Source organism: Novosphingobium sp. 18050 (genome assembly GCF_902706195.1).
GTDB lineage: Bacteria > Pseudomonadota > Alphaproteobacteria > Sphingomonadales > Sphingomonadaceae > Novosphingobium.
Map to the genome: position 1 here is coordinate 18,734 of NZ_CACSJO010000006.1, position 11,624 is coordinate 30,357.

General features: G+C 62.0%; 9 protein-coding genes. 5 read left to right on the plus strand and 4 right to left on the minus strand.

From position 1 onward, the window contains the following. Positions 1-29 precede the first annotated feature (29 nt). Complete coding sequence (locus tag GVL61_RS08220) at positions 30-806, plus strand: arylmalonate decarboxylase (RefSeq protein WP_235037576.1); 777 nt, start codon at positions 30-32, stop codon at positions 804-806. 49 nt (positions 807-855) lie between these two features. Next, a complete protein-coding gene (locus tag GVL61_RS08225) occupies positions 856-2,055 on the plus strand; it encodes an NAD(P)/FAD-dependent oxidoreductase (RefSeq protein WP_159978846.1) in 1,200 nt (399 codons plus the stop codon). A 106-nt stretch (positions 2,056-2,161) separates the two neighbouring features. Here GVL61_RS08225 and GVL61_RS08230 read toward each other — a convergent pair whose 3' ends face one another. Both GVL61_RS08230 and GVL61_RS08235 read right to left on the minus strand, forming a co-directional pair. Further along, entirely contained in the window at positions 2,162-2,458 is a 297-nt protein-coding gene (locus GVL61_RS08230; RefSeq protein ID WP_159978848.1) for a putative quinol monooxygenase, read from the minus strand. Beyond that, positions 2,455-2,766, minus strand: a complete 312-nt coding sequence (locus tag GVL61_RS08235) for a putative quinol monooxygenase (protein WP_159978850.1) — start codon at positions 2,764-2,766, stop codon at positions 2,455-2,457. Before GVL61_RS08235 ends, GVL61_RS08230 begins: the two co-directional genes overlap by 4 nt. A 311-nt stretch (positions 2,767-3,077) precedes the next feature. On the opposite strand from GVL61_RS08235, the gene GVL61_RS08240 reads away from it, so the two are divergent. Together GVL61_RS08240 and GVL61_RS08245 are read left to right on the plus strand one after the other, a co-directional pair. Continuing rightward, positions 3,078-5,558, plus strand: a complete 2,481-nt coding sequence (locus GVL61_RS08240; RefSeq protein ID WP_159978852.1) for a TonB-dependent receptor — start codon at positions 3,078-3,080, stop codon at positions 5,556-5,558. 107 nt (positions 5,559-5,665) lie between these two features. Beyond that, complete coding sequence (locus GVL61_RS08245) at positions 5,666-7,792, plus strand: PQQ-dependent dehydrogenase, methanol/ethanol family (protein WP_235037577.1); 2,127 nt, start codon at positions 5,666-5,668, stop codon at positions 7,790-7,792. A 45-nt stretch (positions 7,793-7,837) separates the two neighbouring features. Here GVL61_RS08245 and GVL61_RS08250 read toward each other — a convergent pair whose 3' ends face one another. Continuing rightward, on the minus strand, positions 7,838-8,299 hold the full coding sequence (locus GVL61_RS08250) for a nuclear transport factor 2 family protein (protein WP_159978854.1): 462 nt from the start codon (positions 8,297-8,299) through the stop codon (positions 7,838-7,840). A 37-nt stretch (positions 8,300-8,336) separates the two neighbouring features. After that, positions 8,337-9,053, minus strand: a complete 717-nt coding sequence (locus GVL61_RS08255) for a TetR/AcrR family transcriptional regulator (RefSeq protein WP_235037578.1) — start codon at positions 9,051-9,053, stop codon at positions 8,337-8,339. Between the two features lie 226 nt (positions 9,054-9,279). On the opposite strand from GVL61_RS08255, the gene GVL61_RS08260 reads away from it, so the two are divergent. Continuing rightward, entirely contained in the window at positions 9,280-11,616 is a 2,337-nt protein-coding gene (locus tag GVL61_RS08260; RefSeq protein WP_159978856.1) for a TonB-dependent receptor, read from the plus strand. Positions 11,617-11,624: the final 8 nt, after the last annotated feature.

The following is an 11,624-nucleotide window of genomic DNA, read 5'->3' on the forward strand; positions in this document are numbered from 1 at the left end:
GCCCGCGGGCCATCGTAACGGAGAATGAAATGACCACGATTGCGAGGATGGACCGCCGCAGCAAGGATCGGCAGGGCTACCGGATGAAGTTCGGCGTGCTGGGCCCGTCGACTAACACGATCGTCCAGCCCGACTTCGACGACCTGCGCCCGCGCGGCGTCACCAACCATTATTCGCGCATCCACGTCGACAATGCGCAGGCCGTCTCGAACGACACTTTCATGGCTGGCGCATGGAAGATCAGCGACATGACGCACGATGCGGTGAAGCGCGTGTTGACTTGCGAGCCGAACTACCTTGTCATGGGTATGTCGGCCGTCACGTTCTTCAACGGCGCCGAGGGCGGCCGGAAATGGCGCGAGCAGGTCGAGGAAGTCTCGGGGCTGGGCGTCTCGACAGGCGCGGAAGCGACCGTGGCTGCGCTGGAGGCCTATGGCGGGATCAGGAAGGTGGCGTTCCTTTCGCCCTACTTCCCCACTGCCAACGCCGAAGTGCGCAATTTCCTCTCGGACTACGGCTATGAAACAGTGCGCGACGTTGCGCTGGAGCGGCCAAGCTGGATCGCCATCGCCGAAACGCCCGAGCAGACCTTGCGTGAAACCTTCCGGCAGCTTGACGGCGACGATGTCGACGCGTTGATCCAGGTCGGCACCAACCTTGATTGCATGCGCTTCGCTGCAGCGGCCGAGACGTGGCTGGGCAAGCCGGTGATCGCCATCAACGCCGCCACGTACTGGCACGCGCTGCGCCGCAACGGGATCGACAACCAGATCGAAGGCTTCGGCCGCCTGATGGCCGAATTCTGACAATTTTCATCCGTGCCCGGCATCCGTGCCGGGCCTTGGAGACTACGAAATGACTACGAAGAAGCGGGTGCAGGTTGTCGTTGCGGGCGCGGGGCCGGTGGGCTCGGTCGCCGCGATGTATCTGGCGATGAACGGCGTGGACGTGGTGCTCGCGGAGGTCGGGGCGGACAACGCAGTCGACCTGCGCGCCTCCACCTTCCATCCGCCGACGCTCGAGATGCTTGACCAGATCAAGGTCACCGACTTCCTGATGGAGACGGGCCTCAAGTCGCCCATCTACCATTGGCGCGACCGCAAGACCGGCGAGATCCTGCCGTTCGACTTCGCGGAACTGGCCGGCGATACCAAATATCCCTTCCGCCTTCAGTGCGAACAGCACCACCTGTCGGGCAAGCTCGCAAGCCGCCTTGCCGAGGAGCCCCATGCAGAGGTGCTGTTCAACCACCGTCTCGTTTGGTTCCAGCAGGACGATGACGGAGTTGATGTGGCGTTGGAAACGTCGACCGGCATCGAGCAGTTCCGCGCCGACTATCTCATCGGCGCCGACGGCGCGAGTTCTATCGTGCGCAAGTGGCTGGGCATCGAATTCGACGGCTTCACTTACCCCGAGCGCTTCCTGTGCCTGTCGACCGAGCAGGAAATCCGCGACGAAGTGCCCGATCTTGCTTACGTCAACTACATCTCCGATGCGCAGGAGTGGATGGTGCTGCTCCGCGTGCCGCGCCTGTGGCGTGTGCTGGTGCCCGCCAACGAGGCAACCGATGCGGAGTTGCTGTCCGAGGAGAAGAAGGCCAGCGTCTTCGACGGCTTCCTCAAGGACGGCGCCAGTGTTCAGACGCACCACCGCACGATCTACCGCGCCCACCAGCGCGTGGCCAAGCAGTTCCGCAAGGACCGGGTGCTCCTGGTCGGCGATGCCGCGCATCTCAACAACCCACTCGGCGGCTTCGGCATGAACAGCGGCGTGCATGACGCGTTCAACTTGTGTGAACGTCTCGTCGACGTCATCAAGGGCGGCGACGATGGCCTGCTCGATCAGTTCGATCGGCAGCGCCGCACCGTTACCCATGCCTTCACGCAGAAGCAGACCATCGAGAACATGGAAGCCATGCGCGGCGGGCAGGGCGAGGCGCATGCGCGCCGCCGCGACAAGATGAGAGCCCTGCTCACCAATGACGACGCGCGCCGCAAGTACCTCCTGCGCCAGTCGATGATCGATAGCCTGAGGGATGCAGCCGCCATCGCTTGATGGGCTGATACCGGGCCGCTGTCCTGTTCAGATGGAACAGGACAAGCCCGTTAGCCCCGCGCAAGGGGTGGGGCGCGGTCCTGAAGGCAAAGCCACCTGGCTCTTCTCAAGGCAGTGAGCGGTAGAATTCCAGCTTCATGTCCTCGGCTACGCAGTCGAGGATGCCGGGCACCAGCCGGTCGTGGAAATCGATGTGCATGTGCTTTTCGTAGGCCGCATCGTCGCGGAAAGTGGCGACGACCTGGAACAGATCGGGGTCGGCCTCCGACTGGAACAGTTCATAGACCAGCGCATCGGGTTCGTGCTCGAACACCAGGCTCTTGAGCTGCGATTGCAGGGCGATCATGTCGCCGCGTTTTTCGGGGCGGGTGCGCAGTTGCGCTATGAAGCTCTTGGCGCTCATCGTGCCTGCCCCTCCAATTCTGAGGCCAGGTCGAACAAGAGTTCGCGCTCGTAGCTACCGTCCATACAGCCGACGATCTTTTCGATCAGCGGTTTGTTGTGGTCATAGGCCATATGCGCTTCGTCGGCGGCCTCGTCGACGAAACTTTCATGGACTGCGAACATGCCCGGCTGAGCCAGCTTGAAGAACTTGTAGTAAAGGGTTCCAGGTTCCTGCTTTGAAAGCGCCTCCATCTCTCGAGCGAGGGTCACGAATTCGTCTTGGCGGTCGTCTTTGATTCGGAAGCGGGACAGGAAGCTGAACGCCATTTGATAGGTCTCCTCAGATGCCGATTCGGCCGCCGCGGCAGCATTCTTCGGCTTCTCTCCAACGCGGCACCTGTTTCGGCGCCTGCTCGTCGGAGAGCATAGGTGATCCCGATATAAAAACAATCATGAATGCATGTGATAGGGCTTTTTCCGGTACTTGCACGGGGTTGCAGATAGGACGCGCATCTCCTTGGACACGGCGCATAGTACGGCTATCAAAAAAACATACATGAATGATTGCTTATCGCTCCGTCCGTGATACGTATTCGGGCAACCCGCAATAAATGGCGGGGTACAAGGAGAGAGAGGCCATGTTCACCAGGCAGCTATATTGCTCGTCTTGCGCGTTCGCGCTCGTCGCCGGACTTGCAAGCGCACCCGCCCATGCTCAGAACTCACCAGCGGATGAGGCGGCACCCCAGACCGCAGCTCAGCAGACCAGTACAGGTCTGGCCGAAATCGTCGTTACCGCTACGCGGCGGGCAACCGATCTTCAGTCGACTCCGGTCTCGGTCTCGGCGGTCGATGCCAACCTGATCGCGCAGGCCGCGCCGCGCGACCTTGGCGACATTGCCGCGTTCGTGCCGAACTTCTCGGCCGCGACGATCGCCAACTTCAACGCTGCCAGCTTCGCGATGCGCGGTGTCGGGCAGACCTCGATCATAGTCTACTTCGAGCCGCCCGTCGCGGTTCTTGTCGACGACTTCGTGGTGCCTTCGGTACAGACCCAGCTCCTCGATACCTTCGACATCGCGCAAGTCGAAGTGCTGCGCGGACCGCAGGGCACCCTGTTCGGCAAGAACACCACCGGCGGCGTCGTCACCGTGCGCACCAAGCGGCCACAGATGGAATATGTCGGCGTCGATGCGCGCGCCGAATTCGGCGACTTCGGACAGAAGAAAGTCCAGGCCGCCATGAACGTGCCGATCGGCGACATCGCCGCGCTGCGCCTTGTCGGCGGGTACGAGAAGTCGAACGGGTTCTATCACAACGGTGCCTGCTACGGCCCTGTCACCGGCTTCGTACCGAACAAGTTCGAAGACTCCACCGGGTGCCTTGGCGGCGAGCGGATCGGCGGCAAGGACGTGTGGCAGGCCCGCGCCAAGTTGCTGATCGAACCGTCGCCCGATTTCAGCGCACTGTTCCAGTACGAATGGATCCGCGACCGTTCGGATTCGGTGCCTTCGGTCAATGAGAACTACCTCTATACCGGCAGCAACCCATTCGTCACCGACCTGCTGGGCCTTACCAATCCCAACGCGCAATCCATCGATCCGCTCAAGCGAGCGGCGTATACCGGACGCCACGACGGACTGCTCTACATGGATGAAGGGCAGCGCATCTCGGTTGACGGGTTCTACGCCAATCTGGAATATCACACCGGCATCGGCACGGTCAGTTCGGTCACCGGCTATCGCAAGCAGAAGTCGCGCATTCCCAACTCCTATGCGGGCGCGACGGCGGTGGGCAGCGATGGACAACTGCTTTCGTTCTTCGATGCTACTCGCGATGACGACCGCAAGACCTTCCAGCAGGAACTGCGCTTCTCGTCCGACTTCAAGGGGCCGTTCAACTTCGTCGCCGGCGGGTTCTACCAGCATGACAAGATCGACTTCTGCGTCTCCCAGATCCTCGGCTTCCTCGACCTGACTTCCGGTCCGCTGCCGTTCGGGGAGTGGAACAACACGCCTTACATCCTGTGCAATGCCCAGAAGGCGAAATCGCGCGCGCTGTTCTTCGAAGGCACCCTCAAGCTGGGCGACAAGCTGACGATCGCGGCAGGCGGGCGCTATACCTGGGACGACAAGACCTGGATGGGCCGCCAGCAGACCTTTATCCCGGCGCTGAACGGCGGTTTCGACCCGACGATCACCATCGACCACGCGCTGGACGCCAGCGTATACAAATATCCCGCGGGGGTTGTGACGGTGAAGGGCAAGTGGCGCGAGCCGACCTACCGCGCCAGCATCAGCTATCAGGCGACCGACGACATCTTCGTCTTCGGCGGCTATTCGCGCGGCTACAAGGGCGGCGGTTTCAACGACCAGATCGGCGGCTTCGCGGCCTTCGGTGCCGATCTCGACGCCTTCCGCGCAGCGGCGCGCGCCACCGACCCGGAAACCGCCGACAGCTTCGAGGTGGGCTTCAAATCGCAGTTCCTCGACAACCGGGTGCGCTTCAACGTCACCGGTTTCTATGTGAACTACAAGGACCTGCAAAAGCAGCTCAACGTGCCGATCGAGGTCAACGGGCAGCCCAATCAGGTGACGATCTTCGTCAATGCCGCCAGCGCCACCGTGAAGGGGCTGGAAGGCGAACTTTCGGCTACTCCGGTCGAGGGACTGACCCTGCGCGGCGTGCTCGGCTATCAGGACGGCAAGTACAAGACCTATACGGCCGCGAACGCCGGCTACGATCTGGCGAGCGCGCCGCTGGACCGTGCGCCCAAGTGGCAGTGGACGCTGGATGCCGCCTATTCGCTGCCTTTGGGTGATGACTACAAGGTGACGCTCAACGGCAACGTCGCCTATACCGGACGCAACCTCAATACCCAGGCAATCGATGATCCGCTGGGCAATACTTTCCTCAACGCCCGGACGCTGGTGAACGGATCGATCACTCTCGCCCAGGCTAATGACAAGTATTACGTCCGTGTGATCGGCAGGAACCTGACCGACAAGCGCTACCGCATCGCTTCGCAGAACGTGGCGGGCCTGTGGCTCAACTCGCAGTTTGGCGCGCCGCGCTACTTTGGCGTCGAGCTGGGCGTGTCCTTCGGCGATCACTTGTAAGGCGGCCCGCCAATCCTCTCCATCGCCAGGGCCGATGGGGAGGATTGGGCCTTGCCCCCATTTTCGAACAAGAGGTGCACTGCGTGTTGGTGAAAGGCGATTTGGAAATGCTGCGGCCGGTCATGCTGGGCGCGCTGGTGTGGAGCCTCGCTGCCTGCGGTTCGGCCGATCAGCAGGCCATGGCGGGCAAGCGGGTAGCGGAGCCCTGGCTTCAGCAGCTGGACGATGCCAGCAGCGGCGACGACTGGCCCGCTTTCGGGCGCACGTATGGCGAGCAGCACTACAGCCCGCTGGACCAGATCAACGCGGGCAACGTCAAGGACCTCGGCCTCGTCTGGTCGGTGGACCTGCCTGTCGGCAACCCCGCCACCGGACCGATCGAAGTGGGCGGCAGCGTTTATCTCGCCACCGGCTATTCGGTGGTGCGCGCGATCGATGTGGCGACCGGCAAGGTCAGGTGGGAGCATGATCCCAAGGCGCCCGAGGCTTCCGGCATTCGTTTGCGGCAGGGATGGGGCAGCCGCGGTGTGGCATATTGGAACCACAAGGTCATCACCGCCACGCAGGACGGCCGCCTCGTCGCGCTGGACGAGAAGACCGGCACGCCCGTCTGGACCGTACAGACCCTGGACGATGGAGCGCCGATGTTCATCTCAGGCCCGCCGCGCGTGTTCGACGGCAAGGTCATAATCGGCAATGCAGGGTCCGATGAAAGCGCGGTGCGCGGCTTCGTGACTGCCTTCGACGCCGATACCGGCAAGTTCCTCTGGAAATTCTACACCGTCCCCGGCGACCCTGCGAAGGGCTTCGAGGACGAGGCGCAGGAGATGGCCGCCAAAACCTGGCACGGCGATTGGTGGAAGTACGGCGGCGGTGGCTCCGCGTGGAATTCGATCACTTACGACAAGGCGAACGACCAGATCCTGATCGGCACCGGCAATGGCGCTCCGTGGAACCACAAGATCCGCAGTCTGGGCAAGGGCGACAATCTGTTCGTGTGCTCGATCGTCGCGCTCGACGCGAAGACCGGCAAGTACAAATGGCACTATCAGATCAATCCCGGCGAAAGCTGGGACTTCAATGCCGCGATGGACATGCAGCTTGCCGATCTCACCATCGACGGCAAACAGCGGCAAGTGGTGACGACGGCGCCCAAGAACGGCTTCTATTATGTGATCGACCGCAAGGACGGCAAACTGATCTCGGCCGAGCCTTTCGTACAGGTGACCTGGGCGAAGAAGATCGACATTGCCACAGGCCGCCCGGTCGAAAATCCCGGTGTACGTTACGAAAGCGGTAAGACCACGTTCCGGCCTACGCCGCTTGGCGCGCATAGCTGGATGCCGATGGCGTACAGTCCGAAGACCGGCCTCACCTATATACCCGCCATCGATCTGCAGGTGCATTTCGACGACACCGGCATCACGCGGGAGAACTTCAAATTCGCGGGCGGAATGGCGCTCTCGCCGGGGGTGGGTTACGCCATCGACGCGGGTGACAGCAAGGTCACCGGCTGGCTGATCGCCTGGGACCCGGTGGCGCAGAAGGCGCGCTGGAAGCTGCCGATGCCGACCCACGGAAATGGCGGCATCATGGCGACGGGCGGCAATCTGGTGTTCCAGGGAAGACCAGACGGCGGCTTTTCCGCCTACAACGCGCAGGACGGCAAGCGGCTATGGAACTTCGACGCGCGCGCCGGAGTGGTCGCGCCGCCGATCACCTACCGGGTGAACGGCAAGCAATACGTCACGGTGATCGCGGGCATCGGCACGAGCGTGGGCCTGTTCGGTCCGATGTTTGAGAAGTACGGCATCGATTACCGTACCCAGGCGCGCCGGGTTCTGACTTTTGCAATCGGTGGCAAGCAGGCCTTACCGCCGCGCATTCCGTATAAAGCAGTTGCCTTCGAGGATGCCGACTACAAGCCGGATGCTGCACTTACCGAGCGGGGGGAGGGGATATTCGGCGGTCGCTGCGCGGTATGCCACGGCACCGGCGTCGTCGCAGGCGGCACCGCGCCGGACCTGCGCACTTCGCCGATCCCGCACGATGCCGAAGTCTTCGCGCAAGTGGTCAAGGACGGCGCGCTGGTATCCTCCGGGATGCCGGCTTTCGGAGAGTTCACGCCGGAACAGATCGGAGCGTTGCGCCAGTACATCCGCTCAAGGGCATATATTTTGCGAAGTGGAAAACCGGAAACGCCCTTCGGTTCGGCCCACAAAACGGGAGAATGAGCTTCTCGTCGTCCCGGACGTGATCCGGGACGACGATCTGCGGTCTCAATCCGAGCGTTTGGGCCATAACATCGTCAGTGCAATCCGGGCGAACTTCCACTGTCCGTCCTGGCGCACATAGACGTCATCGTAGCGCCCGATCAGCAGCAGCGGATTGGCCTCTCCGCCCCTGGTAACGATGGCTGATCCCTCATGCTGGCGCGTTACGAGATCAAGCAACAGGCAGTGGCCGTGCGCGGTATCGGGGCCGGTAAGTTCGATCGAATGGTTGGCGATGTAGTGCAGCGTCTCCAGCGGCGCTCGGCAATGGCGCCAGTTGTCGCGGAACAGGCCCAGCACCGCCTCCACGCCTTCGTAAGCGCCGCCAAAGGCGAGGGGGTATTCGCAGACGATATCATCCGTGCAATTCCGGCGCACGGCGGCTTCGTCCATCGTGTCGAAGGCGGTCGAATAGTCGACGCGCAATTGGCGGATGGCCTCGCGCGCGGTCAGATCTTCAAGCGTCATTGCCGTTAATTCTCCCGTCATCAGCCCGTTTTTCAGGCTATTTGCGCATTCGTCTGATCCGTTTCTGGATCGTCACCAGCTTGGCCAGATAGGTCTCTCGCAGCTCTCCCGTCAGCACCAGCGAGGCGCTCTGAAGGAAGCAGGCATGCAGTTCGAGGCGGCATTGGTCCGACCCGCACTGCCCCAGCGACCAGCGTCGGTAGACGAGGAATTCGTGCATCACATGCGCCTCGACCAGAGCCTCGCCGTCGAGATCACCGCGCAGGCTATTCTTGCTGCGCTGGTGCTCCAGCCAGCCGATGAAGCGGCTACGCGCCACCGAGGTCAATTCGCGGACCTCCAGAGTCCGTATCTCCGGCGCGAAGACGAAATCTATGACGACACGGGCGTAGAGGCTGTCGCGGTCCAGCTCGCTGACCATCCAGTCCAGTTCGCGGAAGACCACAGGCAGCGTATAGATGTGGTTCCGCCGCGCAATGTGTTCGCGCACTTCGACCATGCGGTCGACCACCGTTGCGCTGATGACGCCGTCCTTGTCGCCGAACAGGCGGTACAACGTGCGCTGCGCCACGCCTGCTTCGTCAGAGAGCCTGCGGATGGTCAGCGCCGCAACGCCCCCTTCGCCGAGGATGCGGTGCGCGGAGTCGACGATGCGCGCCCGGCGCTCCGTCATCGCCGGACTGGTGTAACGGCGCCGACTCGGGGTCGTTTTTTCTGCCGTCATCTCCTGCACTGCAGCAAGTTCCCCACGCATCTTCCTTCCCTCACTATTCTCTAGAAATTCTAGAGGCCTGCGGTTCTTCGAAGCAATCCCTTCGTCCATCCGCCGCTGCACTGCGATAAAATAAATCATACATGATTGTATTTTTTGTCTTCACAAAAATGAACATCTGCACTCATTTATACGAGCCGGACGAAAACGTCGGCAGTGATTCGAACTGCCCCATCAGAAAAAGGCAGTCGGTTCGGAGGGGAAGACCATGATCGGCAAGTCACACCTGAATTGCGTCTGCAAACTGCTCGTCACGGGGCTGCTGACAAGCGTCAGCAACACTGCCCTGGCCCAGGCCGCACCGGCTCCAGCGCCCCAGCCGCAGGGCACGAGCCAGTCGGGCCAGTCGACCGGCCTTGAAGACATCGTCGTGACCGCGCGGCGTATTTCGGAATCCATTCAGGATACTCCGGTGGCAGTCTCGGCCTTCACCGAGGCGGCGATCGAAAACAAGTTCGCCAACGATATCCGCGCCCTGGCCGGCGACGTTCCCAACGTGGTCATCACCAACGTTCCGGGCTTCAACGCCGCCGCGATCGGCATTCGCGGGCAGTCCACCGGCGACATCATCCTGACGTTCGAACCGGCTGTCGGCGTAGTCGTCGACGACTTCGTGCTGGCCCACGTCCAGACCCAGCTGTTCGACCTTTTCGACGTGGAGCGCATCGAAGTCCTGCGCGGACCGCAGGGCACCCTGTTCGGCAAGAACACCGTGGGCGGCGTCGTCAACGTCATCACCAAGAAGCCGGAGCCCGGCTTCAGCGCCGAAGTCCGCCTTGGCTACTCCAGCTTCAACACCAAGGACGTGAAGGCTTCGATCAACATTCCCTTGGCGGAAAACTTGTACTTCCGCGCGGCCGGATCGTTCCAGGAAAGCGATGGGTATTACCGCCTGACCAAGAACAATTCGGTCGACGGTTTCGAGGGCGTGCCTGGACGCGGTCAGCGCTGGGGCGGCAGCCGCTACTTCAGCGGCCGCGCCAAGCTGCTTTGGGAACCCACCGACGACACAAACCTGATGCTGACTTACGAACTCCTGCGCGATCGCGGTGATAGCCCGCCATCCGTCAACGAAACGCCTCCCGGCTTCCTCATCTCCGAAGTCGGCTTCCCCGGCATTCAGACCACCGGCCAAAGCCCGTTCAAGACAGGCACGACCCTGTGCGAAGGCTCCTCCAGCGCGCCGACCTGCGTCGGTACGCTCGACGGTCACCGCGTCGACGTGGACGGCGTATTCCTGCGCGGCGAGCATTCCATGGACGGCGCCGGCACGATCACCGTAGTCGGCGGTTGGCGCCGGGTGCGTTCGGAACTGCCCTCGGACTATACCGGCGAAAACGCCTACCTGTTCGTCTCCACCCGCGAGGACACACGGAAGCAGTACAGCGTGGAGGCCCGCTTCAGTTCCGATTTCTCGGACAGCATCAAGTTCACCGCCGGCGCCATGTATTGGGGCCAGACGCTGGACGCCAATGCGACCAGCTTCCTCGGTTTCCTGCGCTTCCTGGGCGATGCCACCGCGCTGACCGATCCGAACCAGTCCACCGCGAACTACAAGGTCGACAGCTACGCGGTGTTCGGTGAGGCGGAGTACAAGGTCGCCGATCCGTTTTCGGTGTTTCTGGGCGCGCGCTATACCAAGGAAAGCAAGGACTTCTCGGTCCGCCCGCAGGTGCGCCGTTCGACCATCGCCACCGGGTTCTGGCCCGAATACAGCGACAGCGCCAAGTTCAGCAAGCCGACCATCCGCGCTGGTTACCGCTGGGAAATCGCATCGGGCATCAACAACTACTTCACCTATAGCCAGGGCTACAAGTCGGGCGGCTACAACGAGCAGGCGATGTCCGCCACATCGGCGCTGCCGTTCAAGGAAGAAACGGCCGACAGTTTCGAACTGGGCTTCAAGACCGAAACCGCCGACCGCAAGCTGCGAGTCAATTTCGCGGCGTTCTATGTGAAGTACAACGATCTGCAGCGCGACGCGGTGGTGCCTTTCGTCGATCCGATCACGGGCCTGCCGGGCCAGGAAACCCGCACTACCAACGCCGGCAAGGCCGAGGTGAAGGGCATCGAACTGGAGATTTCCTCCGCACCGATCCCGGGCCTGACGCTGGGTGCTTCGCTGGGCTACCAGAAGGCCAAGTACCTCAAGTTCATCACCGACGTGAACGGCGACGGGATCAACGAGGATGCATCATATCTGAAACTGCGCGGCGCGCCCAAGTGGACCGCCGGGGCCAATGCGCACTACGAATTTCCGCCTGCAGATTTCGGTACGATCTCGCTCAATGCGGATATCAACTACCAGTCGCAGTTCGAATCCACGACGCTCAACGCCAGCTATTCGCAAGGTGAGGCCCGTACTCTGGTGGGCGCAAGCATTGGCTGGACCGATCCGGATGAGCGTTACCGGGTCGCCATCTTCGGGCGCAACCTGCTGGATCAGGTATACCGCGTTTCAGCCAACTCGGTTGCGGGGCTGTTCAACTTCACCAACTACGCCCCGCCGCGCAGTTTCGGCATCGAAGGCTCGGCGAAGTTCTGAGCGATGGT